We start from the raw sequence: 25163 nt of genomic DNA on the forward strand, positions 1-25163 counted from the left end.
CTAGTCTGACATTGCGCTCGCCCGTTCTGTCCACAGGGCTTGCGCCGTTGTCCCGCTTCGGTTACTGGGAAGGACGGTCCACCGCCACGCCCGCAGATCTCGCCGTCATCGGCCTCGGCCAGCTCGGACTGCCCCTGGCCCGGGCCGCCGCCACCGCCGGCATCTCCACGCTCGGCTACCAGAGCGGCGACCCCGCGCCGCTACCCGCCACCGACCTGCGCCGGATGCTCTCGGGGGCTTCCGGCCGGCCATCAACCCCGCCGAACTCGGCCGCGTACGCACCGCCATCATCTGCGCACCGACCCCGCGCGACGCGGACGGCGGGCTCGACCTGGCTCAGGTGTCCGCCGCCGCACACACCCTGGCCACATGACTGCGTCCGCACACCACGGTGATCCTGGAATCACCCGTGTCCCCGGGGACACGGAGGAATTTCTGCGGCCTCTTCTGGAAGAGGGTTCCGGGCTGCGCGCGGGCCGCGACTTCCACCTCGCGTACTCGCCCAGCCGTGTCGACCCGGGCAACCGCGACCACACCCCCGCCAACACCCCGAAGGTCATCGGCGGCCTCACCCCCCTGCACCGAGTCGGCCGCCGCCTTCTACGGCCGGCTCACCGACAAGGTGGTACGCGCGCGTGGACCACGCGAAGCGGAAACCGTGCAGCTCCTGGAGACCAACTACCGGCACGTCAACATCGCCCTGGTCAACGAAATGGCCGCCCTCTGCCACGAGTTGGGCGTCGACCTGTGGGACGTCATCCGCTGCGCCGAGACCAAGCCGTTCGGCTTCCAGGCCTTCCGCGCCGGCCCCGGAGTGGGCGGTCACGCCGCCCCCGGGACCTCGCGGGCCCCAGGACCCGCGCCCTGCGCATGGTCGAACTGGCCCAGCAGGTCAACGACCACATGCCCCAGTACGTCATCCAGCGCGCCACCACACTCCTCAACGAACACGGCAAGTCGGCCCGCGGCGCACGCGTACTGCTCCTCAGCGTGACGTACAAGCCCGACCACGCCGACCAACAGGGCTCCCCGCCCGGGAGATCGCACTCCGGCTGATGGAACTGGGCGCCGCCATCAGCTACGACGACCCGTACGTCCCGTCCTGGAGCGTTCTGGACCACCCGGTCCCACGCGCGGACTCCCTCTACGAGGCCACCGCCGACGCCGACCTGACGATCCTGCTCCAGCACCACCGCACGTACGACCTCCAGGGACTGTCGGTGAAGGCGCAGTTGCTGCTGGACACGCGGGGGGGGGCTACGCCTGCGGGGGCGGCGCACAGGTTGTGAAGGGGGCGCGTGCGGAGGGGTTGTGCGTCTGGGGCTGGTGGCGTGCGGGGCAGGGACGCCGCTAGCGTGGAGGCAGGTGGAGCCCACCGCAGCGGGCAGAGTAGTACTGCGGCGGCTCCTGGTTGGTGAACGGAGTGTCCGCTCCTAGGTTCTGTAGGGGCGGCCGCTCATCAACCGAAGATCCACCTCCTCCGGTGCCACGCCGCCCAACGGCGGATCCGGTACCGTACAAAAAGGTGGAGCCCACCGCAGCGGCTACTGCGGCAGGCTCCTGAAAAGTGAACGGAGTGTCCACCCCTAGGTCTCGTGGGGGTGGCCGCTCACTTTCCGTAAATTCGCAAGATCCACCTCCTCCGGCACTTCACCATCCGCAGACGGATACGGTCCCAGCGGGTGGGCTTGCGGTGACGACCCATGGGTGCGCCCCCTTCCATGACGCCGCCCAGTAGCCCGGTGGACGGTCCATTGGAGCTCGGGCCGGGCCCCGAGGGCCGGGGTCCGGAAACGTTCTCCTTGGAAGGGGGCGCCCCAGAGAACCGGGTCGCCGAACACGGACACTATCGCCTCACTACGCCCATTCAGCCCACATTCGCCCCAAACGCAACCACACGCCCTCCTTCCACAACCGCGCCCCCACCAGCCCACTTGGGCACAGAAAAGGGACCCGGTCACCCCACGGGCAACCGAGCCCCTCCCTCCGCTCAAGCCGAGCGCAGCGTCACGTCACCTCTTGTGCTGCGAGTCCGCCACCGTGACCTCAACCCGCTGGAACTCCTTCAGCTCGCTGTACCCGGTGGTCGCCATCGCCCGCCGCAGCGCCCCGAAGAAGTTCATGGAACCGTCGGGGGTGTGCGAGGGACCCGCGAGGATCTCCTCGATCGTGCCGACCGTGCCGAGGTCGACCTTCTTGCCGCGCGGCAGCTCTTCGTTGACGGCCTCCATGCCCCAGTGGTGGCCCTTGCCGGGTCCGTCAGTGGCACGGGCCAGTGGGGAGCCCATCATGACCGCGTCGGCGCCGCAGGCGATGGCCTTCGGGAGGTCGCCGGACCAGCCGACACCGCCGTCGGCGATGACGTGTACGTACCGGCCACCGGACTCGTCCATGTAGTCCCGGCGGGCCGCCGCCACATCCGCGACCGCTGTCGCCATGGGCACCTGGATGCCCAGGACGTTGCGCGTGGTGTGCGCGGCGCCGCCGCCGAAGCCGACCAGGACACCGGCCGCGCCCGTACGCATCAGGTGCAGCGCCGCCGTGTATGTGGCACAGCCGCCGACGATGACGGGGACGTCGAGCTCGTAGATGAACTGCTTCAGGTTCAGCGGCTCGGAGGCGCCCGACACATGCTCGGCCGACACCGTCGTACCGCGGATCACGAAGATGTCGACGCCCGCGTCCACGACGGCCTTGGAGAACTGGGCCGTGCGCTGCGGCGAGAGCGCGGCGGCGGTGACCACGCCCGAGTCGCGCACCTCCTTGATGCGCTGACCGATCAGCTCCTCCTGGATGGGAGCCGTGTAGATCTCCTGGAGGCGGCGGGTCGCGGTCTCGGCGTCCAGCTCGACGATCTCGTCGAGGAGCGGCTGCGGGTCCTCGTACCGCGTCCACAGGCCTTCGAGGTTCAGTACGCCCAGGCCGCCCAGCTCGCCGATACGGATGGCCGTGGCCGGAGAGACGACCGAATCCATGGGGGCGGCCAGGAAGGGCAGCTCGAAGCGGTAGGCGTCGATCTGCCAGGCGATCGAGACCTCCTTCGGGTCTCGCGTACGGCGGCTGGGGACGACGGCGATGTCGTCGAAGGCGTACGCCCGGCGGCCGCGCTTGCCGCGCCCGATCTCGATCTCAGTCACGTTCTGTGGCCTTTCCCTCTTCGTTTCAGCGTCTTCCAGTATCCCCGACGCCTATGACAAGGGCGGCCCCGAAGCTCCCGGGACCGCCCTTGGCCGTGCTGCACGCGCGCGTGGATGCCGATTACGGCGTCGTACGACTACTTGTTGCGGCTGTAGTTCGGCGCCTCGACCGTCATCTGGATGTCGTGCGGGTGGCTCTCCTTGAGGCCCGCGGAGGTGATCCGTACGAAGCGGCCCTTGGTCTCCATCTCGTCGATGGAGGCCGCGCCCACGTAGCCCATCGTCTGGCGCAGACCGCCGACGAGCTGGTGCAGCACGTTGGCCAGCGGGCCGCGGTAGGGCACCTGGCCCTCGATGCCCTCGGGCACGAGCTTGTCGTCGGAGGCCACCTCGGCCTGGAAATAGCGGTCCTTCGAGTACGACCGGCCCTGGCCCCGGGACTGCATCGCACCGAGCGAGCCCATCCCGCGGTAGGACTTGAACTGCTTGCCGTTGATGAACTGCAGCTCGCCGGGCGACTCCTCACAGCCGGCGAGGAGGCTGCCCAGCATCACCGTGTCGGCGCCGGCGGCGAGCGCCTTGCCGATGTCGCCGGAGTACTGCAGGCCGCCGTCGCCGATCAGCGGGACGCCCGCCTGGCGGGCCGCGAGGGACGCCTCGTAGATCGCGGTGACCTGGGGGACGCCGATGCCGGCAACCACCCGGGTGGTGCAGATCGAGCCAGGGCCCACGCCCACTTTGATGCCGTCGACGCCGGCGTCGATCAGCGCCTGGGCGCCGTCACGTGTGGCGACGTTGCCGCCGATCACGTCGACGCGGACGCTCGACTTGATCTTCGACATCCAGCTCAGGGCGTTGCTGTTGTGGCCGTGCGAGGTGTCGACGACCAGGAAGTCCACCCCGGCCTCGGCCAGCGCCTGAGCCCGCTCGAGCGCTTCGGGGCTGGCGCCCACGGCGGCACCGACGATCAGGCGTCCCTCGGCGTCCTTCGCGGCGTTGGGGTACTGCTCGGCCTTGACGAAGTCCTTCACCGTGATGAGGCCCTTGAGGACGCCCGCGTCGTCGACCAGGGGAAGCTTCTCGATCTTGTGGCGGCGCAGCAGCTGCATGGCGTCCGGGCCGGAGATGCCGACCTTGCCGGTGACCAGCGGCATCGGGGTCATGACCTCGCGCACCTGACGGGAGCGGTCGGTCTCGAAGGCCATGTCGCGGTTGGTGACGATGCCCAGCAGCTTGCCGCCGCCGTCGGTCACCGGGACACCGCTGATACGGAACTTGCCGCACAGCGCGTCCGCCTCGGCGAGCGTCGCGTCCGGGTGCACCGTGATCGGGTCGGTGACCATCCCGGATTCGGAGCGCTTCACCAGGTCGACCTGGTTGACCTGGTCCTCGATGGACAGATTGCGGTGGAGTACGCCGACGCCGCCCTGTCGCGCCATGGCGATCGCCATGCGGGACTCGGTCACCTTGTCCATCGCCGCCGAGAGCAGCGGGATGTTCACGCGCACGTTGCGAGAGATGCGGGACGAGGTGTCGACCGCGTTCGGAAGCACTTCCGACGCGCCCGGCAGCAGCAGCACGTCGTCGTAGGTCAGCCCGAGTGTCGCGAATTTCTCGGGCACTCCGTCGACGTTGGCAGTCATGACACCTTCCCCAAATGGCCTTGATCGGTGCGGATGTCCATGCTAACGGCGAACTGGGGGCTCTGATTCCACACCATGGGATGCTCCGCTGCTTCGTCGGTTCGTACGGGCCTGGTGGCTTCCTCGTTCACCACCTGCGCCGACTCCCGCGAATCCAGGGATCCCGGAAGCCGGTCCTACTGCTCGGCCAGCGCCCTCAAGCGGCTCAGCGCCCTGTGCTGGGCGACCCGGACCGCCCCCGGAGACATCCCCAGCATCTGCCCCGTCTCCTCCGCCGTGAGGCCCACCGCGATCCTCAGGAGCAGCAGCTCGCGCTGGTTCTCCGGAAGGTTCGCCAGGAGCTTCTTGGCCCACTCGGCGTCGCTGCTGAGGAGGGCGCGCTCCTCGGGGCCCAGGGAGTCGTCGGGCCGCTCGGGCATCTCGTCCGAGGGCACGGCCGTCGAGCCGGGATGGCGCATCGCGGCACGCTGCAGATCGGCGACCTTGTGCGCGGCGATGGCGAAGACGAAGGCCTCGAAAGGGCGCCCCGTGTCCTTGTAGCGCGGCAGTGCGAGCAGCACCGCCACGCAGACCTCCTGCGCCAGGTCCTCGACGAAGTGCCGTGCGTCACCCGGAAGTCGGGACAGCCGGGTGCGGCAGTAGCGCAGCGCGAGGGGATGGACATGGGCGAGCAGATCGTGCGTGGCCTGCTCGTCGCCGTCGACAGCACGATGGACGAGCGAACCGATCGCCCCTTGGGCAGTGGCCGCCTCGTCGTCGCGCATCGGTCCATGGTGCCTTGGCGTCGTCCGATCCGTGGCACCGCGTCCGTTGTTGTGCACCGAAGCGTTATGAGCAGGTGCGCCGGAACTCATCTCCTGCGCCCTCCCCTCCCGCTCGATCGACTCGTCCCCGAGGAACTCCACACCTCAAGGATGCGGCATCCGCGCCGAAACGAGCAGCGGGCACCTGTCGGGCCCTCTCGTCACCCCCGCCCACCACGCGGCAGGCGGGGATTTTCCTACCCCCGCTGCACTTCACCTAACGGACCAGGCCCCACCGGAATCCGAGCGCCACCGCATGGGCGCGGTCCGAGGCGCCGAGCTTCTTGAACAGGCGCCGGGCGTGGGTCTTGACGGTGTCCTCCGAGAGAAACAACTCACGGCCGATCTCCGCGTTCGACCGGCCGTGACTCATGCCCTCGAGCACCTGGATCTCACGCGCGGTGAGCGTCGGCGCGGCGCCCATCTCGGCGGAGCGCAGCCTGCGCGGGGCGAGCCGCCAGGTCGGGTCGGCGAGCGCCTGGGTCACGGTCGCCCGCAGCTCCGCGCGCGAGGCGTCCTTGTGCAGATAGCCACGGGCACCGGCGGCCACGGCGAGCGCCACACCGTCCAGGTCCTCGGCGACGGTGAGCATGATGATGCGCGCACCGGGATCGGCGGACAGTAGCCGCCGGACCGTCTCCACACCGCCCAGACCGGGCATGCGTACGTCCATCAGAATCAGGTCCGAACGGTCGGCACCCCAGCGGCGGAGGACTTCCTCGCCGTTGGCCGCCGTCGTCACACGCTCGACGCCGGGCACGGTCGCGACCGCGCGGCGAAGCGCCTCTCGGGCAAGCGGGGAGTCGTCGCAGACGAGGACCGATGTCATGGCTGTCCTCCGCGGCTCTCACAGCTGCTGCGCGTCACCTTGAGCCTCCAGGCTGGTACGAATCGTCACCTGTGCGGTCGACACTCGCCGACGGATTCTGCCGTCCGACCGAGCGTTTGTTCCTTCAACCGCCTCAGCACACTCAACGACGGTCACTCGAAAGAGTTACGGGGCGGTGAGCCACCTTCGGCACTCTACGTGAGGATGCGGACACGGTGCAGACACCCGCAAAGGACCCACAAGGTTTCATCACAAGGCGTGCCCCATTCAGACGTTTTTCTTCCCATTCACTGGTGTCTGTAGCTAGATTCGCAATGAGTCATATTTTCATCTCCTTAGATCGTCTACAAGCGATCATGGGCATGTATCCGCCTGAACGGCCACAAGGGGACAACGCAATGGCAGATTTCTCCCGCCTTCCCGGACCCAACGCGGATCTGTGGGACTGGCAGCTCCTCGCGGCCTGCCGCGGAGTCGACAGTTCCCTGTTCTTCCACCCGGAGGGCGAGCGCGGGGCGGCCCGGAGCGCTCGCGAGAACTCGGCCAAAGAGGTCTGCATGAGGTGCCCGGTACGCGCGCAGTGCGCGGCGCACGCGCTGGCGGTGCGCGAGCCGTACGGAGTGTGGGGCGGACTGACCGAGGACGAACGCGAAGAGCTCATGGGGCGGGCCCGCAACCGGCTGGTCTCGGCCTCGGCACCGAGTGGGGGCAGCTCGCCGAACAACTGAAGAAACGTTTTTTCGAGAGAGTGCTGTGTAGCTGGGATGCGCTGCTTTTAGCGCGCCGCGGCGCGGGCCAGTTCGTTCAGCGTGGCCGCCACCGCGGGCACTTGGGCCAGGTCGGGCAGCGTAAGCGCGACGATCTCCCGCCGGAGCGCTGGTTCCACCGTCACCGTGCGGGCTCTCTTGGGGCGTACGGACTCGATGGCGAGCTCCGGCAGGACGGCGACGCCGAGACCCGCGCCGACCAGGCCGACCACCGCCGGATAGTCGTCGGTCGCGAAGTCGATACGAGGGGTGAAGCCGGCGCTCTCGCAGACCTCGACGAGCTGACCGCGACAGCGGGGGCAGCCCGCGATCCACGGGTCCCCGGCGAGTTCGCCGATGGCGACCGACTCCGCACGGGCCAGCCGGTGCCCCTCCGGTACGAGCCCCACGAGCCGGTCGCTGAGCAGGGGCCGTACCACCAGGTCGTCCCACTCCCCGGCGCCCGCCGCACCTTCGCCCGCCCGTCTCCCGCCACCGCCCTTGTTTCGAGAGTCCCCCAGACTCCGTCCGGGGGCGCCCCCATCGCCCCGCTCCTCATATCGGAAGGCCAGCGCCACATCGCAGTCGCCCTCGCGGAGCATCTCGACCGAGTGTGGCGGCTCGGCCTCCTCCAGGGAGACCCGGGTGCCGGGGTGTGCGGCACGCAGGGCGGCGAGCGCGGTCGGTACGAGCGTGGAGCTGCCGCTGGGGAACGAGACCAGGCGGACCCGGCCCGCGCGCAGGCCCGCGATCGCGGCGACCTCCTCCTCGGCGGCGGTGAGGCCGGCGATGATGCCCGCAGCATGGCGCACGAGCGCCTCGCCGGCCTGCGTCAGGCGCATTTCGCGGCCCGTGCGGATCAGCAGCGGCGTACCGACGGAGGCTTCGAGGGCCTTCATCTGCTGGCTGACGGCGGGCTGGGTGCAGCCCAGCTCGCGCCCTGCCGCCGAGAAGGAGCCGGTGGCGGCCACGGCGCGCAAGACGCGGAGATGACGGGCCTCGATCACACGTCAAGCATAAGCGGAGCTTTGGGATCGCGGAGAATGTTGCATAGCGGCTTGCATGGCGGCCGGACGGCCGCACCGGCCGCCGTGAAGCTTCTGTCTGCCAACTGCGCGTTGCCGAAGCAACGAGCTTGCACAACGGGCGCCGCTGGCTGCGGCACGTCGTTTGCGTCCAGCGCCGACAGAGTAGGGCAGAAGCGATTGGCTGCGCCCCGCACCTACGCGGTCGACCGTCCCGTACGAAACCGGGTCCACCGGCGCATGCCGGATCTGTGCCTTCGGGGACTCCCGCGTGGGACCGGCAACGTGGCGCAACCGTAGGCGAGTTGACCAACGTCGCAGGCCAGCGGCTCCTTCGGGGAGAACCTCACCACGGAGGGGCTCGATGTGTCCGGCGCGAAGATCGGGGAGCGCTGGCGGATCGGTTCCGAGGTCGTCCTTGAGGTCACCTGTGGGCGGATTCCCTGCACCACCTTCCAGGGACATCTCGGGGAGAAGGGCTGGGTCAGGCGGTTCACACGGAAGGGGGCGCCCGGCGCGTATCTGCGGGTGATCGAGCCCGGGGAGACACGCGCCGGGGATCCGATCGAGATCGTGCACCGGCCGGACCACGAGGTAACCGTCGCCTTCCAGTTTCGTGCGGTCACGACCGAGCGGGAGCTGCTGCCGCGGCTGCTCGCGGCGGGCGACGCTCTGCATCCGGAGGCGATCGAGACGGCGCGGGCCTATATGGCGCGGCAGAGTTGACGGAGCGTCACTCCGGCCGGGGCGGAATCCGGGACTCCGGTGCTCTCAAGTAGGCGACCACTCAATAACCTTGGGCCATGACAACGGCTCTGATTACGGGATCGACCGCGGGCATCGGCGCTGCCTTCGCACGGCACCTGGCCTCCGACGGCCACAACCTCGTGCTGGTGGCGCGTGACAAGAAGCGGCTCGGGGAGCAGGCGACCGAGTTGCACGACCGGCACGGCATCGAGGCAGAGGTGCTGGCGGCGGACCTGGCGACGGACGACGGCATCGAGTCGGTGGCCGGCCGTCTCTCGGACCGCAAGAACTCGGTCGACCTGCTGATCAACAACGCCGGCTTCGGCAACAAGGGCCGCTATCTGGACGTACCGATGGCGGACGAGCTGAAGATGCTCAAGGTGCACTGCGAGGCGGTGCTCCGGTTGACCTCGGCGGCGACGGAGTCCATGCGGGACCGGGGTCGCGGGGGTGTCATCAACGTCGCGTCGGTGGCCGCCTTCCTGCCGCGCGGCACCTACGGGGCGTCCAAGGCGTGGGTCGTGCAGTTCACGCAAGGTGCGGCGAGGGATCTGGCCGGGTCCGGGGTCCGGCTGATGGCGCTGTGCCCCGGTTTTGTGCGCACCGAGTTCCATGAGCGGGCCGGGATGGGCACGGACAACATCCCCAACTGGATGTGGCTCGACGCCGACAAACTGGCCACGACGGCCCTCGCGGACCTGGCCCGCGGCAAGTCGCTGTCCATCCCCGACCCGCGCTACAAGGCCCTCATGGGCGTGGTAAAGGTGACCCCGCGGGGACTGCTCGGCGGGATCAGCTCGAGGACGGGCCGGAAATACGGGCCGCAGTAGCGCCCGGTCGCCGCATTCCGCCACCTCAATTCAACTCCCCCCTTCAAGTCGCTAATTCAACTAAAACACCCTGGGCGATTTTCACTAAAATGGAGTATTCAGCCGGAGTCAGGGAGACTGGAGGCGGCGTCATGACCTTTGTGCAACTCATCGACTGCAAGACGAGTCGGCTCGACGAGATGAACCGGCTCCTGGACACCTGGGTCGAGCGGACCAAGGGGAAGCGGACGGCGACGCACAGTCTGATCGGCAAGGACCGGTCCGACGCGTCGCACATCATCGAGATCGTCGAGTTCCCGTCGTACGAGGAGGCGATGCGGAACTCGAATCTGCCCGAGACGGACGAGATCTTCCGCGAGCTGGTGGCGCTCTGCGAGGAGATGCCGACGTTCACGGACCTGGACGTCGTACGGGACGAGCAGCTGTACGCGGCGAATATCCGCAGGTTCTTCGAGGTGGTCGGCACGAAGGGTGAACTGCCCCCGCTCAATGACCTGATCGCGGAGAACTACCACGACCACGACCCCGCCAACGACCAGGACACCATCGGACTCGACGCGACGCGGCGTGAGATGGAGATGTGGCGCGGAGCGTTCGACTTCACGTTCACCGTCGAGGACCAGATCACCCAGGGCGACCGGGTCTGTACGCGCTGGACCTGGAACGGCATCCACAAGGGTGACTTCCTGGAGATTCCGTCGACCGGCAGGACAGTCGGCATGACCGGGACGACCGTCTTCCGCTGCCGGGAGGACGGCAAGATCGTCGAGGGCTGGTGGCAGTACGACCGGCTGGGGCTGATGGCCCAGCTCGGGGTGCTCGACCAGCTCGAAACCTAAGCGCTCCGCTGGAAGAACGGTGATGCTGTATCGACGTGCGGCTCCGCCGAGGGCGCGGGCCGGTGGGGGCTGGTCGCTCCCCCACTCTCGGCTTCGCTCGAGCGGGGGGACCCCCATCGCGGCGGAGCCGCACATTGATACAGCCCCGCGCCCCTTACGGGGCGCGGTACCGCACCAGACTTCACCAAGGCCGCTTAGGTCGGCGTCCAGGTCGGCAGCGCGAAAGGCCCGGTACCCCGAACTCGGGGTACCGGGCCTTTCGCCGGGCGTCGTCAGGGACGTACCGCCCTACTGTCCGTCGCTCAGTGGGAGTGACCGTGGCCGTGGCCTCCGGCCTCCGGCTCCTCCTCGGCCGGCTTCTCGACGACCAGGGTCTCGGTCGTCAGGAGCAGGGAGGCGATGGAGGCGGCGTTCTCCAGGGCGGAGCGGGTGACCTTGACCGGGTCGATGACGCCCTGCTTGACCAGGTCGCCGTAGTCGCCGGTCGCGGCGTTGAAGCCCTGGTTCTTGTCGAGATCGGCCACCTTGGCGGTGATCACGTAGCCCTCGAGGCCAGCGTTCTCCGCGATCCAGCGCAGCGGCTCGACGACGGCCTTGCGGACGACGGCGACACCGGTGGCCTCGTCGCCGGTCTTGCCGAGGTTGCCCTCCAGGACCTTCGCGGCGTGGACGAGCGCGGAGCCGCCACCGGAGACGATGCCCTCCTCGACCGCGGCGCGGGTCGCGGAGATGGCGTCCTCCAGACGGTGCTTCTTCTCCTTGAGCTCGACCTCGGTGGCCGCGCCCACACGGATCACGCAGACGCCGCCGGCCAGCTTCGCGAGGCGCTCCTGGAGCTTCTCGCGGTCCCAGTCGGAGTCCGTGGTCTCGATCTCGGCCTTGATCTGGTTGACGCGGCCCGCGACGTCGTCGGACTTGCCGCCGCCGTCGACGATCGTCGTGTCGTCCTTGGTGACGGTCACGCGGCGGGCGGTGCCCAGCACGTCGAGACCGGCCTGGTCGAGCTTGAGGCCGACCTCCTCGGCGATGACGGTGGCACCGGTGAGGGTGGCCATGTCGCCGAGCATCGCCTTGCGGCGGTCGCCGAAGCCGGGAGCCTTCACGGCCACTGCGTTGAACGTGCCGCGGATCTTGTTCACGACCAGGGTCGACAGGGCCTCGCCCTCGACGTCCTCGGCGATGATCAGCAGCGGCTTGGAGGAGTTGGTCTGGATGACCTTCTCCAGCAGCGGCAGCATGTCCTGGATGGAGGAGATCTTGCCCTGGTGGATCAGGATGTACGGGTCGTCGAGGACGGCCTCCATACGCTCCTGGTCCGTGACGAAGTACGGCGACAGGTAGCCCTTGTCGAAGGCCATGCCCTCGGTGAAGTCCAGCTCGAGACCGAAGGTGTTGGACTCCTCGACGGTGATGACACCGTCCTTGCCGACCTTGTCCATCGCCTCGGCGATCAGCTCGCCGACCTGCGGGTCCTGGGCGGACAGACCGGCGACGGCGGCGATGTCGGCCTTCTCGTCGATCGGGCGCGCGGTCGCGAGGAGGTCCTCGGAGATCGCGGCGACGGCCGCGTCGATGCCCTTCTTCAGGGCGGCGGGGGACGCGCCGGCGGCGACGTTCCGCAGGCCCTCGCGCACCAGCGCCTGGGCCAGCACGGTGGCGGTGGTCGTACCGTCACCCGCCACGTCGTTGGTCTTGGTCGCCACCTCCTTCACCAGCTGGACGCCGAGGTTCTCGTACGGGTCCTCGACCTCGACCTCGCGGGCGATGGTAACGCCGTCGTTGGTGATGGTGGGCGCGCCGAACTTCTTGTCGATGACGACGTTGCGGCCCTTGGGGCCGATGGTCACCTTGACCGTGTCGGCCAGCTTGTTGACGCCGCGCTCGAGGGCGCGACGGGCGTCCTCGTCGAACTTCAGGATCTTCGCCATGGAGCTGAGTCAGTCCTTTCGGAAAAAACGAACCGCGCCCCCGGCGCCCGGCTTCTTAGTGGTCGCGGGGGCCAGGGGCGCAGTTCAAAGCAAACCTGGGTGAATTACTTCTCGATGATCGCGAGCACGTCGCGAGCCGAGAGGACGAGGTACTCCTCGCCGTTGTACTTCACCTCGGTGCCGCCGTACTTGCTGTACAGCACGATGTCGCCGGTGTTCACGTCGAGCGGCAGGCGCTCGCCGTTCTCGAAACGGCCCGGGCCTACGGCGAGGACGACGCCCTCCTGGGGCTTCTCCTTCGCGGTGTCCGGAATGACCAGGCCAGAGGCCGTGGTCTGCTCGGCCTCGACGGCCTGGACCACAATGCGGTCCTCAAGCGGCTTGATGGCAACCTTGGAGCTGGCGGTCGTCACGATCCGACCTCCCCCTTCGGAGATCTCACGGGGTTAACTGTCTGAGGTGGCGACCAGGTCGATCCGTCGTCGCGGGTGCCGGACCTGCCCGTCGCGTTGTTGGCACTCTCCACTGGGGAGTGCCAGACCTGAGACTATGACTGTGGTTAGCACTCGGTCAAGCGGAGTGCCAATCGCCTCCGGCGTGTTCGCGGTTATTGGGCACCCTGCACTGGTGTCGCCGGCCGGGCGGGGGTGCCCAGGGTGGGCGGGAATGCGCGGGTGGGTGGGCGGTTAATCGGCCTTGCGGCCTCGTCCTCAAACTCCCCCAGCTACCGCTGGGAGGTGCCCCCAGACAGGCTGATTTGGACGGGCTGGAGTGGCTAGAGGTAGTCCTCCAAGCGCGCCACCGTGTAGCCCTGCGCCTGGATGCGGTGCAGCAATCTGGTCGTCGTCTCCGTGAGCGTGGCGCCGGTCTGACCCTCTGGACAGTGGAGGATGTCGCCCGGCCGTAGGCGGTTCGCGTCGCGCCACAGGACCACCGCCGTTACTCCGCAGTCCGCGGCGGCTCGGAGCGTGTCGTCGTTGTAGGCGCCGTACGGGGGGCGGAAGAGGCGGGGGCGGATTCCGAAGCGTTGCTTGAGTTTGTCCTGTTGGCCGCAGATCTCGGCTCGCTGACCGGCGTAGGGGAGGCCGGGCAGGTAGGGGTGGTCCAGGGTGTGGTTCTGGACGCTCGCGCCTACCGCGCGCAGGCGGCCGAAGTGCGCGTATCCCGGTCCGACGACACTGTCCGTGAGGAACATGCTGACCGGCAGCCGCAGTTCATGGACCATGTCGACGAACCGTGGATCCCGCTCGGCGCCGTCGTCGAAGGTCAGGAAGACGACCTTGTCGCGGGTGGGAACGCGGTCGACGACGGGCGGCAGGCCCGGACCCGCGGGGCGTACGGCGGGGCGGGCGGGTGGTTTCGGCGCCGGGGCGAGCGGAGCGGCAAGGCCCCAGCGGCGGTACGTCGCGGCCGGGATGCCGTGGGCCCGTACCGTCGACGTCGCCTTCTTGTCGAGCCGTTCGATCGGGCTGCCAGGCCGGGCACAGCCGGTGGCGCCGGCGGCGAGCAGTACGGACGTGAGTACGGCTGTGGCCAGGGCGCGGCCCCTCGGCCTCACAGGTGGTCCTCCGGCAGAGCGAGGCTGAAGCCAGTTCCGCCATCTTGTCGTACTGATCGCATGGCCACGGATCCTCACAGGCCATGGGCTGTACGACCCCGCCGACACCGCCACCGGGCGCGCACCATCCACCGACTGGCCCACAATGGGGCCGTGGACGATCACGACCCCCTGGCCTCCTTCGCCGCGCTGCTCACCGAACGCGGACGTTTTCTGCTCGACGAGGTGCGGGAGGTCGAGCCGGCGCAGGAGCTGGCCGTGGCCACGCGGCTGCGGCGGGAGCATCCCGCCGAGCTCGTGTCCGCGGCGATCGCGCAGGCGCGGTGGCGGCAGCGGGCGGTGGGGAAGTTCGGGGGCGCTGACGCCGGACGGATGTTCTTCACGGCGAACGGGGTCGAGCAGGCGACCCGGGCGACGGTCGCGGCGTACCGGGCGCAGCGTTTCACGGAGCTCGGCGTACGGTCCGTCGCCGATCTCTGCTGTGGCATCGGCGGGGACGCGATCGCCCTCGCCCGTGCCGGGGTACGTGTCCTCGCCGTCGATCGCGACCCGCTGACCTGCGCGGTGGCCCGTGCGAACGCCGACGCGCTCGGGCTCGGCGACCTGATCGACGTACGGGAGGCGGATGTCACGGCGGTCGACACGTCCTCGTACGACGCCGTCTTCGTCGACCCTGCCAGGCGTGGAGGGCGGGGCCGCGTCTTCGATCCCGAGGCCTATTCGCCGCCTCTCTCCTGGGCCGTCGAGGCGGCCCTCAAGGCGCCCCGTGCCGCGCTCAAGATCGCGCCCGGAATTCCGCACGAGGCGGTTCCGGGTGACGCCGAGGCCGAGTGGGTCTCGGATTCCGGGGATGTGAAGGAGGCCGTGCTGTGGTTCGGCACAGAGCCCGGGCTCGTGCGCGCCACCCTGCTGCCCGGGCCGCGCAGCCTCCGCGGCCAGGGGCTGCCCGATCCTCAAGTGCGGCCGCCGGGACGGTACTTGTACGAACCCGATGGTGCCGTCATCCGCGCCCACCTGGTCGCGGAGGTGGCCGAGGAGATCGGCGGCGGACTGCTCGACGAGACGATCGCGTACGTCACCGCGGACACCTCGACGCCCACTCCGTACGCCACCGCCTACGAGATCACCGACCAACTTCCCTTCAACGTAAAGAAGTTGAAGGCGCTGCTACGAGAGCGCGAGGTCGGCATCCTGACCGTCAAGAAGCGTGGCTCGGCGGTCGAGCCAGAGGAGCTCCGCCGCAAGGTGAAGCCGCGGGGGCCGAACTCGGCGACGGTGTTCCTGACGCGGGTGCGGGGTGCCCCGACCATGCTGATCGGGCATCCCGTCTCCAGCGACCGTTAACCGTCCAGTTGCGCCAGTGTCGCGTTCGACGGCCCTCTGCGGGAGCGCTCGTCCCGTGCCACGTCCTCCGCCGCGCCCAGGACCCGTACCGCGTTCTGCCAGGTCAGCTTGGCGAGGTCGGGCTTCGACCAGCCGCGGCTGAGGAGTTCGGCGATGAGGTTCGGGTAGCCCGAGACGTCGTGCAGGCCGTCGGGGGTGAAGGCCGTGCCGTCGTAGTCGCCGCCGATGCCGATGTGGTCGATTCCGGCGACCTCGCGCATATGGTCCAGGTGGTCGGCGACCGTCGCGGCCGTGGCGACCGGGCGGGGATGCGCGTCCTCGAAGGCGCGGTGGACCTTCATCGCCTCCGACGTGGTGTCCAGGGGGTGGAAGCCGTGCTCGCGCATGTTCTCGTCCGCCGCCGCCGTCCAGTCGACGGCCGCCTGGAGGACGAACTTCGGGACGAACGTCACCATCGCCACGCCGCCGTTGGCCGGCAGGCGTTCCAGTACGTCGTCGGGGATGTTGCGGGGGTGGTCGCACACCGCGCGCGAGGAGGAGTGGGAGAAGATCACGGGCGCGACGGTCGCGTCGAGGGCGTCGCGCATCGTCGACGGCGCGACGTGCGAGAGGTCCACGAGCATGCCCTCGCGGTTCATCTCCCGGACCACCTCACGGCCGAAGGCCGACAGGCCGCCCACGCCCGGGTCGTCCGTCGCGGAGTCCGCCCAGGGGATGTTGTCGTTGTGGGTGAGCGTCATATAGCGGACGCCCAGCGCGTACAACGCCCGTAGCGTGGCAAGGGAACTCGCGATCGAGTGGCCGCCCTCCGCGCCCATCAGCGAGGCGATACGGCCCTCGCCGCGCGCCGCCTCCATATCGGCGGCGGTCAGCGCGGCCTTCAGGTCCGCCGGGTGGCGCGCGATCAACTGCCGTACGCAGTCGATCTGTTCGAGCGTCGCGGGCACGGGCTCCGGCAGGTCCGAGCGGACGTACACCGACCAGAACTGGGCGCCCACGCCGCCCGCGCGCAGCCGCGGCAGGTCGGTGTGCAGGTGCGCGCTCTGGTCGATGGCGAGGTCGCGGGCGTCGAGGTCGTAGCGGACCTGCTCGCGCAGCGCCCAGGGGAGGTCGTTGTGCCCGTCGGCGACCGGGAACTGGCGCAGCAGTTCCCGGGCTTCGTCCAGGGACGTCAGCGGCGCCACGCCCTCAGCTCCCCGAACCGAAGCCGAAGCCCGCCGCGCCCTCGACCTTGGCCCGCAGCCGCTTGCCCTTCTCCGATGCCTGGTCGTTCAGCTCCTGCTGGAACTCCCGCATACGACCGCGGAGTTCCTCGTCGTGGGCGCCGAGGATGCGGGCAGCGAGCAGTCCGGCGTTCCGCGCGCCGGCGACGGACACGGTGGCGACCGGCACCCCGGCGGGCATCTGCACGATCGACAGCAGCGAGTCCATGCCGTCCAGGTGCTTCAGCGGCACGGGCACGCCGATCACGGGCAGCGGGGTCACGGAGGCGAGCATGCCCGGCAGATGGGCGGCCCCGCCCGCACCCGCGATGATCACCTTGATGCCGCGGTCCGCCGCCTCCTCGCCGTACGCGATCATCTCGCGGGGCATCCGGTGCGCGGAGACGACGTCGACCTCGTACGCGATCTCGAACTCGTCCAGGGCCTGGGCCGCCGCTTCCATGACGGGCCAGTCGGAGTCCGAGCCCATGACGATGCCGACGACGGGCGACTCTGGAGAAGTGCTCATTCGGTGATCGTCCCTCTCAGGTATGCGGCAGCGTGACGGGCGCGGTCGAGGACGTCGGCCAGGTCGTCGCCGTAGGTGTTGACGTGGCCGACCTTGCGGCCGGGCTTCACGTCCTTGCCGTACATATGGATCTTGAGCTGGGGGTCGCGGGCCATGCAGTGCAGGTACGCGGAGTACATGTCGGGATAGTCGCCGCCGAGGACGTTCACCATGACCGTCCACTTCGCGCGCGGGCGCGGGTCGCCGAGAGGCAGGTCGAGGACCGCGCGGACGTGGTTGGCGAACTGGGAGGTGATCGCGCCGTCCTGGGACCAGTGGCCGGAGTTGTGGGGGCGCATGGCCAGCTCGTTGACCAGGATGCGGCCGTCTCGGGTCTCGAAGAGCTCGACCGCGAGGTGGCCTATGACGTCGAGTTCCTTGGCGATGTTCAGGGCGAGCTGCTCGGCCTGGAGCGCCCGCTCCGTGGGGAGATCCGGGGCCGGGGCGATCACCGTGTCGCAGACGCCGTCGACCTGCCGCGACTCCACGACGGGATACGCGACCGCCTGGCCGTGCGGCGAGCGGACGACGTTCGCGGCGAGTTCCCGTACGAAGTCGACCTTCTCCTCGGCGAGGACCGGGACACCGGCGCGGAAGGGATCCTCGGCCTCCTCGACAGACCGTACGACCCACACGCCCTTGCCGTCGTAGCCGCCGCGGACGGTCTTGAGGACGACCGGAAAGCCGCCCGCCCGTCGCCCACCACCGCCCTTGCCGGAGGGCACTTCGTGCCCGCCCCTTTCGATCTCCGCCGCGAACGCGGCCACGTCCTCGGGATCGCTCACGATCCGGTGGCGTGGACACGGCACCCCGATCGCGTCGAGCCTCGCGCGCATCACGCCCTTGTCCTGGGCGTGTACGAGCGCGTCGGGGCCGGGGCGTACGGGAATGCCGTCCGCCTCCAGGGCCCGAAGATGCTCGGTGGGCACATGCTCGTGATCGAAGGTGATCACATCGCAGCCCCGCGCGAAGTCACGCAGCGTGTCGAGATCGCGATAGTCGCCGATGACGACATCGCCGACGACCTGCGCCGCGGAGTCCTGGGGAGTGTCACTGAGGAGCTTGAATCTGATGCCGAGCGGGATGCCAGCCTCGTGCGTCATACGAGCGAGCTGACCCCCGCCGACCATGCCGACTACCGGGAACGTCACGCACCCAGGGTAACGGGCGCCCCGGAGCGCTCCTGCCGCGCGCATGATCATCGAAACTTCCGCATGTTCATCACGTACTGGCCACATCTTCCGGCTCTGCCCAGGACTGGACCGGTAGGGCTGGATAGCATGGTCGAGTCGACGAAGGTTGACGAAGTTGGCGTATCCGACGAGACGGGGGCTGGGCGACACCATGGGCAAAGGTGGTTCACGCGGGGCACATGCCGCGCCGCGCAGCGCGGTACGCCAGCGCATCGACCGGCTGACGCGCGAGGTCGCCAAGTTCGGGGCGGTCGGCGGCATGGGGCTGCTGGTCAATCTGCTCGTCTTCAACCTCGTACGCAGCACCACGGACCTGCAGGTCGTGCGGGCCAGTGTGATCGCCACGGTGGTGGCGATCGTCTCCAACTACATAGGGTTCCGCTACTTCACCTACCGCGACCGCGACAAGAGCGGCCGCACCAAGGAACTCTCGCTCTTCCTGCTGTTCAGCGCCATCGGCCTGGTGATCGAGAACGGCATTCTGTTCGCCGCCACGTACGGCCTCGGCCTCGACAGCCCCCTGCAGAGCAACGTCTTCAAGTTCGTCGGCATCGGTATCGCGACCCTGTTCCGCTTCTGGTCCTACCGCACCTGGGTGTTCCGTGCGCTCCCGGCCCGCGAGGCCGTGGCCAGTGCCGAATCGTTCCTGACGCCGGATCCCTTCCTGGCTCAGGACCGCCCGACGCGCCAGTTCACACGCATGCGCTGACCTCGGGGCCCCGGCGTTCGGCTATCGAACCGTCTGGTCCGGCTCCTGACCCGCCGGCGGTCGCTTCTTCGGCGTACGCGAGAGGAACAGGCCGAAGACCGGGGGCTGGGCCTGGAGCATTTCGAGCCGGCCGCCGTCGGCCTCCGCCAGGTCGCGGGCCACGGCGAGGCCGATGCCCGTGGAGTTCTGGCCGCTGATGGCCCGCTCGAAGATTCGGGCGCCGAGTTCGGCGGGGACGCCCGGGCCCTCGTCGGTCACCTCGACCACGACCTGGTTGCCGGTGACGCGGGTGCGCAGGGCGACTGTGCCGCCGCCGTGCATGAGCGAGTTCTCGATCAGGGCGGCCAGCACCTGGGCCACCGCTCCGGGGGTGCCCACGGCATGCAGATGCCGCTTGCCCGAGCAGACGATGGCACGGCCCGCGCTGCGGTAGGCGGGGCGCCATTCCGCGAGCTGCTGGTTGATGACCTCGTCCAGGTCGAAGGTGACGGCGGAGCCGGTGCGGGGGTCGCGGGAGTTGGTGAGCAGCCGCTCGACCACGTCCGTGAGGCGCTCCACCTGGCCGAGCGCGATCGTCGCCTCCTCCTTCACCGTGTCCGGGTCGTCGGTGAGGGTGATCTCCTCCAGGCGCATGGACAGGGCCGTGAGGGGCGTACGGAGCTGGTGGGAGGCGTCGGCGGCCAGCCGGCGTTCGGCCGTCAGCATCCGGGCGATGCGCTCGGCGGAGCCGTCCAGCACGTCCGCGACGCGGTCCAGCTCCGGGACTCCGTACCGCTTGTGGCGCGGTCGCGGGTCCCCGGAGCCGAGCCGCTCGGCGGTCTCCGCGAGGTCGGTCAGCGGGGAGGCGAGCCGGTTGGCCTGGCGTACGGCGAGCAGTACGGCGGCGATCACCGCGAGCAGGGCGACCGCGGCGATGATCAGGAGCGTACGGCCGACTTCGCGGGTGACCGAGGAGCGCGGCTCCTCGACCGTGACCGTCTCGCCCTCCTCGCCCCGCGCCTCCTTCGACTGGATGACGTTGCCGGTGGGCCTGGTGCCGATCTCGATCGGGGCCCGCCCCGGAATCACGATCCGCGCATACCGGTCGTCGGCGACCTGGTCCTGAAGGATCTCGGCACTGATCTGCTCATCGCCGAGGATGCGACTGTCGACGATGCTCGCCAGCCGCAGCGCCTCCAGGTCCACGCGTTCCTGGGCGCTGGCACTGATCGTCCGGGTCTCGACGATGACGAGCGAGACACCGAACACGGCGATCACGACGAGGACCACGGCGAGGGTGGACTGAATAAGACGGCGACGCACGGGGCCCTCCGGGCAGCTGGTTTACGAGGTCCAGTGTGCGCGACCAGCCACGACGACCCCGCAGCGGTTCAACTTTTCTCGAACCGGAACCCCACGCCCCGTACCGTGGCGATGTACCGCGGATTCGCCGCGTCGTCGCCGAGCTTCTTGCGCAGCCACGAGATGTGCATATCGAGCGTCTTGGTCGAAGACCACCACGTCGTGTCCCAGACCTCGCGCATCAGCTGGTCACGCGTGACGACCCGCCCCGCATCCCGCACCAGCACCCGCAGGAGGTCGAACTCCTTGGCCGTGAGCTGGAGTTCCTCGTCACCCATCCACGCCCGGTGCGACTCGACATCGATGCGCACCCCGTGCGTGGCGGGCGGCTGCTGCGGCTCCGCGGCACCGCGCCGGAGCAGGGCCCGGACCCGGGCGAGCAGTTCGGCGAGACGGAAGGGCTTGGTGACGTAGTCGTCGGCACCCGCGTCGAGGCCGACGACGGTGTCCACCTCGTCGGCGCGTGCGGTCAGGATGAGGATCGGGATGGTGTGGCCTTCGGCGCGCAGCCGACGGGCCACTTCCAGTCCGTCCATGCCGGGCAGCCCGAGGTCGAGCACGACCAGATCGACGCCGCCCTGGATGCCGGCGTCGAGCGCGGTGGGGCCGTCCTCGCGTACCTCGACCTCGTAACCCTCCCGACGCAGGGCGCGGGCCAGCGGCTCCGAAATGGACGCGTCGTCCTCGGCGAGCAGTACTCGGGTCATGGACTGATGGTAGTCCGCCGTGGACAACCGTCGTGAGGGAAGATCGAGATCTCTGCTCAAGGATGCGAACCTGCGAGGCCTTCAGCCCGGACTTGACACTGAAGGCCTCTACTAAGACCGCCCGGCAATTGCCGATCGGCCTAAAAGCCCGCACCCCCAACTACCCGCAGCCTCCCACCGGCGGGAGGGGCCGTGGGCCGGTGCGTCGTATGCCCGTCGCTTAGGTTCGGTCTCGGAGAACCCGCACCGTGTACCAGCCCAGGGCCGTATGCCCGGCCTGCGACGGGCTGACGCACCGGCCCACGGCCCCGCACCCCCCACCCACCCAAGGGGCGCGGGGAACGGCGCGACCAGCCACAACGAACCCGCAGCCGCCCAACCGCCGGAGGCACCCCGCGGGGAACGGCGCGACCAGCCACAGACGGCCCGCAGGCGACGTACGGCCCTGGACAGAACAGCTAGCGCAAGCGACGCCGTGGCATGAACGTGAACACCGCCCCGCCCAGCAGGATCGTCGTGCCCGCCAGCAGCCCGAGCGCCCGCAGCAGCCCGTTGTCGTCGGCCCCCGTGTCCGCAAGCCCACCGCCCGAGGACGCGGGACCCGCACCCGACGTACCCGCTCCACCGGCGGAGCCACCCGCGGCGCCACCCGGCTGGGACGACGTATCCAGCGTCAACGAAACCTCGCTCTTGGCCGGCGTACACGTCGTCGTCGTGCCCAGGGCCTCCACCGTCAGAACGCCCGGCGAGAGCGTCGACTCACCGTCCGCGCCCGGCTTGTACGTGCCCGTCAGGTCGGGGATCTCGATCGGGTCACCCGACTTGATCGGCTCCGGGTTCGTCGGGCCCTCCACCCGCACCGTGCCCTTGTCCGCGCCGCCCAGCACGACCTCCATCGACGGCTTCACGGAGTCCGCCGGAATGTCCGCCGGGCTGTCCATGACCGACTTCTTGAACTGCACCGTCAGGCCGAAGTTCCCGCCGTCCTTCTTGGCGTCGATCTGCACGGGAGAGGTCGCGTTCTTGTCCCCGATCGGCGTCTTGCACTCGTACGGGATCTCGACCTCCTTGCCCGTGAATTCGGTCTGACCGCCACCGGACCCGCCGGAGCCCGACGATCCCCCGCTGTCGCCCCCGGTCGCGCTCTCGGAGGGATCGGAGGGAGAGGACGGCGGAGCGCTCCCGGTCGGCAGGTCCGTCGGGACCTCCGTCGGCACCGACGGCACACCCGTCGGCAGCCCGCCCGTCGTCCCGCCGGAGTCTCCCCCGCTCACCTTGATCGTCGCGGCCGACTTCACCGCCTCCGTCGGCGTGCACTTGGTGTCCGCGGACACCGGCTTGTTGACGTTGACGTTGTACGCGTCCGGGGTCAGCGTGACCTCTCCGGCCGCCGTCAGCTTCAGCGTGCCCTTCATGTCGGAGAGCTTCATGTCGCTGTTCTTCGGGATGGCGGGGTTCTGCCGCGGGCCCTCCATCGCGATGTCCCCGGTCTGCGCGCCGGCCGCCTTGAGGGTGCCGGTGGGCTGGACAGTGTCCTTCTCCAGGTCGATGATGTCGGGGTTCTTGGAGGCGGCCTGGACGAACTTCCAGGTGATCTGCACCTCGTCCCCGACCTTCGCCTCGGCGGGCGCGGTGATCTCCACCTGGGTCGTGCCCTGTACCGGATCCATCCCGGAGATCGCGGGCGGTACGCACTCGGTCTTGTACGACACCTCGGCCGCCTGCGCCGGCGCCGCGGCCACACCGAGCAGGATGCCCGCGCCGCCGAGCATCAGCGCGACTCCGGCCGCGCTCGCTCTTGGACGCTTCTGCACCCCAAGGCCGCCGTCTCCCGGCCGAACTCTCCGTAGCGTGCTCACGAGTTTCCCTTCCTGGTGGGGGTCGTCGGGCTGTTCTCTTGCGGTGCGGAGAGCTGACCGGCCTCGGTCCCCGGAGCGGCGTCCGGGGTGAACCACGGCAAGGTCGGGGTCGTACGGGTATCACTGTCGGCGTCTGCGTGGGGGGACGACGCCGTGGACGAAAGGCTCAACTTCGGCATACGTACGGTGACTTCGGGCAGCCGCAGACTCCGGCGCGGACCGGCGTGTCCTCCCCCACCGCGCCTCGGGCGAGATGCCCAGCGCCCGGCCGGCCTCGACCTGCCCTGCGGACGTACGCGGTCCACCACGGCCATCCCGATCCGGAACACGGCGGCCGGTACGACGACGAAGAGCAGGATCCAGAAGAGCGTCACGCCCCAGGGGCGGCCCACGCCCCAGGGCTGTTCGGCGAGCACCTTGCCGCCGTACTTCACCGAGACCGTGTAGTCGCCGTGCGCGCCGGCCGACAGCTCGACGGGCAGTTCGATCTGCGCCTTCTTGCCGGGCGCGATGGTGCCGCGCCACTGCTGTTCCTCCCACTGCGGCGCGAACACGCCGTGCGAGGTGCCGACCTGGAAGACGGGATCCTTGACGGCGGAGGAGCCGACGTTGCCGACGGTGAAGACGAAGTCGCGGGACGGCGGCGCGCCGAACCAGGTCAGCAGACCGTTCGATCCGTCGAGCCGGGTGTCGGTGAGCACCGAGAGCCGCCCGCTGGTGTCCTCCTTCGGCAGAGGCTCGACCTCGTGCCCTGCCACCAGGAACGCCGCGTCCGCGTCCGCCTTCTGACCGGTCACGGTCGCCACGTGCACCACGCACGGGCACGGCTGCGGCGGCTCGACGACCGGCAGCTTCTTGCTGAACGCGCCCTTCTCGTCCGTGGTGACGGCCCGGCCGTCCGCGTTGGCACAGGAGTTGGTGCCGCCGAGCACGCCCCGGTCGGGCGAGGACTGACCGCAGATCAGCATCATGAGGAGGGCGTCCGGCCGCCATCCGGAGCCGGTCACCGTGATCGAACCGCCCGTCCCCGCCTGGGACTTGGACAGCTTGACCTCCGGTTTCCCGTCCGCGCCCGTCGCCACCCAGCCCAGGGGAAGCACGAGCAGCGCGAGCACCGCCACCACCAAAGCCGGAATCCGCACCTTCCCGCTCACATCACCGCTCCCGTCAACTCGACTTCCGTACGCGGCTGTTCAGGCCCACCGGGCTCGCCGGACTCCTCGGTACGCCTTCGACGTCGTACGAACCAAACGGCACCGCCCGCACACAGCACGAGCCCGCCCGCCAGGCCCGCGACCGCTCCCCACGGCACGAACCGCGCCGCCGTGCCCGCCTCGTCGTGCGCCCCGTCCGCCGCCGTGACCGTGAGTCGCACGTCGACCGAGTCGAACGCGGGCCGGTCGGGCCAGGGCTCGCGGAGGGTGACGCGTCGGCCGGGGAGCAGTTCGACGGGGAGGGTGCGCGGGGCTCGGTCGAGCACCTCGCCGAACAGTCCGTCGGCGCGTACGGCGAGCTTCGGGGTCAGTACGGTGTTGCCGCGGTTGACCAGGTCGTACGAGATACGGCCGTCCCGTACGGCCACGTGCTCGACCGTGAGCGCGGACAGGGTCGGGCCGGCGACCCGCAGATGGACGCGTACGGCCACGGACCGGCCGCCGCCGCTCGCGACGATCGCGCCGGGGTGGTCGCCGGGGACGGCGCCCTCGGGGACACCGATGGTGAAGGGAACGTCGGCGCGCGTCCGCGCGGGCACCTTCACGGTCTCCTCGGCGAAGGTGATCCACGAGCCGGTGTCGCGCGGCTCCGCCCGCAGCGCGAAGCCGCCGCCCTCCTGACTGTTGTCGGCGTCCGCGCCCCGCAGCCGTACGGTGAGCGGTTCCTCGCCCGGGTTGATCACCGACACCGTGTCCTGCAGGACCGCACCGGGCGCGCCCTCCGCGTAGAAGTACGGCCGCCCGTCCCGGCCGCCCGCCGACGGCACGACGGACCAGCCCTCGTCGGCCACGGCGGTCGGTACGACGCCGAGCAGAACTGCGGCGGCGAGAGCGAGGGCACAGAGGCCACGGGCGGCGGACTGCGCGGATGTCACAGGCGGCTCCAGAAACAGAAGGTGCGGCGTACGGCGAGCGCAGCGAGATGGGGGTCCCCTGGCCGA

21 protein-coding genes and 2 pseudogenes are annotated in these 25163 nt (G+C 69.6%); 7 read left to right on the plus strand and 16 right to left on the minus strand.

The features are described from left to right. Window positions 1-47 precede the first annotated feature (47 nt). Window positions 48-1289 (plus strand): annotated as a pseudogene (locus ACYVO6_RS02680) (nucleotide sugar dehydrogenase). Between the two features lie 723 nt (window positions 1290-2012). Here the strand turns inward: ACYVO6_RS02680 and ACYVO6_RS02685 are convergent. The 4 genes from ACYVO6_RS02685 to ACYVO6_RS02700 form a co-directional block, all read right to left on the minus strand. Further along, window positions 2013-3137, minus strand: coding sequence for a GuaB3 family IMP dehydrogenase-related protein (locus ACYVO6_RS02685; protein WP_461056799.1), 1125 nt, complete (start codon window positions 3135-3137; stop codon window positions 2013-2015). Window positions 3138-3274: 137 nt separating this feature from the next. Continuing rightward, window positions 3275-4780 (minus strand): IMP dehydrogenase, encoded by a 1506-nt coding sequence (gene guaB, locus ACYVO6_RS02690; protein WP_461056801.1) that lies wholly within the window; start codon window positions 4778-4780, stop codon window positions 3275-3277. 176 nt (window positions 4781-4956) lie between these two features. Further along, complete coding sequence (locus tag ACYVO6_RS02695; RefSeq protein WP_033323245.1) at window positions 4957-5544, minus strand: sigma-70 family RNA polymerase sigma factor; 588 nt, start codon at window positions 5542-5544, stop codon at window positions 4957-4959. A 256-nt stretch (window positions 5545-5800) separates the two neighbouring features. Beyond that, a complete protein-coding gene (locus ACYVO6_RS02700) occupies window positions 5801-6412 on the minus strand; it encodes a response regulator transcription factor (RefSeq protein ID WP_003948568.1) in 612 nt (203 codons plus the stop codon). Between the two features lie 398 nt (window positions 6413-6810). Here ACYVO6_RS02700 and ACYVO6_RS02705 point away from each other — a divergent pair, with 398 nt between their 5' ends. Then, window positions 6811-7140 carry a WhiB family transcriptional regulator gene (locus ACYVO6_RS02705; protein ID WP_461056803.1) on the plus strand — a complete coding sequence of 110 codons (330 nt, stop codon included), beginning with the start codon at window positions 6811-6813 and terminating at the stop codon, window positions 7138-7140. A 47-nt stretch (window positions 7141-7187) separates the two neighbouring features. On the opposite strand, the gene ACYVO6_RS02710 is transcribed toward ACYVO6_RS02705, so the two are convergent. Then, on the minus strand, window positions 7188-8165 hold the full coding sequence (locus ACYVO6_RS02710) for a LysR family transcriptional regulator (RefSeq protein WP_461056805.1): 978 nt from the start codon (window positions 8163-8165) through the stop codon (window positions 7188-7190). 339 nt (window positions 8166-8504) lie between these two features. On the opposite strand from ACYVO6_RS02710, the pseudogene ACYVO6_RS02715 reads away from it, so the two are divergent. The 3 genes and pseudogenes from ACYVO6_RS02715 to ACYVO6_RS02725 all read left to right on the plus strand — a co-directional run. Next, window positions 8505-8909 (plus strand): annotated as a pseudogene (locus ACYVO6_RS02715) (MOSC domain-containing protein); the annotation flags it as partial. 77 nt (window positions 8910-8986) lie between these two features. Further along, window positions 8987-9760 carry an SDR family NAD(P)-dependent oxidoreductase gene (locus tag ACYVO6_RS02720; RefSeq protein ID WP_461056807.1) on the plus strand — a complete coding sequence of 258 codons (774 nt, stop codon included), beginning with the start codon at window positions 8987-8989 and terminating at the stop codon, window positions 9758-9760. Window positions 9761-9891: 131 nt separating this feature from the next. Continuing rightward, window positions 9892-10599, plus strand: a complete 708-nt coding sequence (locus tag ACYVO6_RS02725) for an ester cyclase (protein ID WP_461056809.1) — start codon at window positions 9892-9894, stop codon at window positions 10597-10599. 302 nt (window positions 10600-10901) lie between these two features. Here the strand turns inward: ACYVO6_RS02725 and groL are convergent, their stop codons facing one another. The 3 genes from groL to ACYVO6_RS02740 form a co-directional block, all read right to left on the minus strand. Further along, window positions 10902-12527 (minus strand): chaperonin GroEL, encoded by a 1626-nt coding sequence (gene groL, locus ACYVO6_RS02730; protein WP_461056811.1) that lies wholly within the window; start codon window positions 12525-12527, stop codon window positions 10902-10904. A 104-nt stretch (window positions 12528-12631) separates the two neighbouring features. Beyond that, entirely contained in the window at window positions 12632-12940 is a 309-nt protein-coding gene (gene groES, locus ACYVO6_RS02735; protein ID WP_033323236.1) for a co-chaperone GroES, read from the minus strand. 362 nt (window positions 12941-13302) lie between these two features. Continuing rightward, the gene (locus ACYVO6_RS02740) at window positions 13303-14085 is read right to left on the minus strand and encodes a polysaccharide deacetylase family protein (protein WP_461056814.1); all 783 of its coding nucleotides are present in this window, start codon (window positions 14083-14085) and stop codon (window positions 13303-13305) included. Window positions 14086-14145: 60 nt separating this feature from the next. Here ACYVO6_RS02740 and ACYVO6_RS02745 point away from each other — a divergent pair, with 60 nt between their 5' ends. Next, window positions 14146-15429 carry a class I SAM-dependent methyltransferase gene (locus ACYVO6_RS02745; protein WP_461056816.1) on the plus strand — a complete coding sequence of 428 codons (1284 nt, stop codon included), beginning with the start codon at window positions 14146-14148 and terminating at the stop codon, window positions 15427-15429. Here the strand turns inward: ACYVO6_RS02745 and ACYVO6_RS02750 are convergent. Genes ACYVO6_RS02750 through ACYVO6_RS02760 form a run of 3 tightly spaced genes read right to left on the minus strand, consistent with a single transcriptional unit; the run spans window position 15426 to window position 18350 of the window. After that, window positions 15426-16604 carry a dipeptidase gene (locus ACYVO6_RS02750; protein WP_461057046.1) on the minus strand — a complete coding sequence of 393 codons (1179 nt, stop codon included), beginning with the start codon at window positions 16602-16604 and terminating at the stop codon, window positions 15426-15428. The two genes, ACYVO6_RS02745 and ACYVO6_RS02750, sit on opposite strands and share 4 nt — an antisense overlap. A gap of 13 nt (window positions 16605-16617) precedes the next feature. Beyond that, window positions 16618-17160, minus strand: coding sequence for a 5-(carboxyamino)imidazole ribonucleotide mutase (gene purE / locus ACYVO6_RS02755; protein WP_165344437.1), 543 nt, complete (start codon window positions 17158-17160; stop codon window positions 16618-16620). Then, on the minus strand, window positions 17157-18350 hold the full coding sequence (locus ACYVO6_RS02760; RefSeq protein WP_461056818.1) for a 5-(carboxyamino)imidazole ribonucleotide synthase: 1194 nt from the start codon (window positions 18348-18350) through the stop codon (window positions 17157-17159). Before ACYVO6_RS02760 ends, purE begins: the two co-directional genes overlap by 4 nt. A gap of 193 nt (window positions 18351-18543) precedes the next feature. On the opposite strand from ACYVO6_RS02760, the gene ACYVO6_RS02765 reads away from it, so the two are divergent. Next, the gene (locus ACYVO6_RS02765; RefSeq protein WP_461057048.1) at window positions 18544-19101 is read left to right on the plus strand and encodes a GtrA family protein; all 558 of its coding nucleotides are present in this window, start codon (window positions 18544-18546) and stop codon (window positions 19099-19101) included. Window positions 19102-19122: 21 nt separating this feature from the next. Here the strand turns inward: ACYVO6_RS02765 and ACYVO6_RS02770 are convergent, their stop codons facing one another. From ACYVO6_RS02770 to ACYVO6_RS02790, 5 genes are all read right to left on the minus strand, one after another. Beyond that, window positions 19123-20403, minus strand: coding sequence for an ATP-binding protein (locus ACYVO6_RS02770; protein WP_461056820.1), 1281 nt, complete (start codon window positions 20401-20403; stop codon window positions 19123-19125). A 68-nt stretch (window positions 20404-20471) separates the two neighbouring features. Beyond that, window positions 20472-21149, minus strand: a complete 678-nt coding sequence (locus tag ACYVO6_RS02775) for a response regulator transcription factor (RefSeq protein ID WP_033323225.1) — start codon at window positions 21147-21149, stop codon at window positions 20472-20474. A gap of 458 nt (window positions 21150-21607) precedes the next feature. Further along, window positions 21608-22921: a hypothetical protein gene (locus ACYVO6_RS02780; protein WP_461057050.1), complete on the minus strand. Its 1314-nt coding sequence runs from the start codon at window positions 22919-22921 to the stop codon at window positions 21608-21610. Between the two features lie 83 nt (window positions 22922-23004). Then, window positions 23005-24162 (minus strand): hypothetical protein, encoded by a 1158-nt coding sequence (locus ACYVO6_RS02785; RefSeq protein WP_461056823.1) that lies wholly within the window; start codon window positions 24160-24162, stop codon window positions 23005-23007. Then, window positions 24159-25097 (minus strand): COG1470 family protein, encoded by a 939-nt coding sequence (locus ACYVO6_RS02790; protein WP_461056825.1) that lies wholly within the window; start codon window positions 25095-25097, stop codon window positions 24159-24161. Before ACYVO6_RS02790 ends, ACYVO6_RS02785 begins: the two co-directional genes overlap by 4 nt. Between the last annotated feature and the right edge of the window lie 66 nt (window positions 25098-25163).

Source organism: Streptomyces pseudoechinosporeus, from assembly GCF_054783935.1.

Bases quoted from the DNA above. Each gene is read 5' to 3' on its own strand.
- guaB (WP_461056801.1), bottom strand. From the start codon at position 4,780: ATGACTGCCAACGTCGACGGAGTGCCCGAGAAATTCGCGACACTCGGG.
- ACYVO6_RS02695 (WP_033323245.1), bottom strand. From the start codon at position 5,544: ATGCGCGACGACGAGGCGGCCACTGCCCAAGGGGCGATCGGTTCGCTC.
- ACYVO6_RS02700 (WP_003948568.1), bottom strand. From the start codon at position 6,412: ATGACATCGGTCCTCGTCTGCGACGACTCCCCGCTTGCCCGAGAGGCG.
- ACYVO6_RS02705 (WP_461056803.1), top strand. From the start codon at position 6,811: ATGGCAGATTTCTCCCGCCTTCCCGGACCCAACGCGGATCTGTGGGAC.
- ACYVO6_RS02720 (WP_461056807.1), top strand. From the start codon at position 8,987: ATGACAACGGCTCTGATTACGGGATCGACCGCGGGCATCGGCGCTGCC.
- ACYVO6_RS02725 (WP_461056809.1), top strand. From the start codon at position 9,892: ATGACCTTTGTGCAACTCATCGACTGCAAGACGAGTCGGCTCGACGAG.
- groL (WP_461056811.1), bottom strand. From the start codon at position 12,527: ATGGCGAAGATCCTGAAGTTCGACGAGGACGCCCGTCGCGCCCTCGAG.
- ACYVO6_RS02745 (WP_461056816.1), top strand. From the start codon at position 14,146: ATGGCCACGGATCCTCACAGGCCATGGGCTGTACGACCCCGCCGACAC.
- purE (WP_165344437.1), bottom strand. From the start codon at position 17,160: ATGAGCACTTCTCCAGAGTCGCCCGTCGTCGGCATCGTCATGGGCTCG.
- ACYVO6_RS02765 (WP_461057048.1), top strand. From the start codon at position 18,544: ATGGGCAAAGGTGGTTCACGCGGGGCACATGCCGCGCCGCGCAGCGCG.
- ACYVO6_RS02775 (WP_033323225.1), bottom strand. From the start codon at position 21,149: ATGACCCGAGTACTGCTCGCCGAGGACGACGCGTCCATTTCGGAGCCG.
- ACYVO6_RS02780 (WP_461057050.1), bottom strand. From the start codon at position 22,921: ATGCTCGGCGGCGCGGGCATCCTGCTCGGTGTGGCCGCGGCGCCGGCG.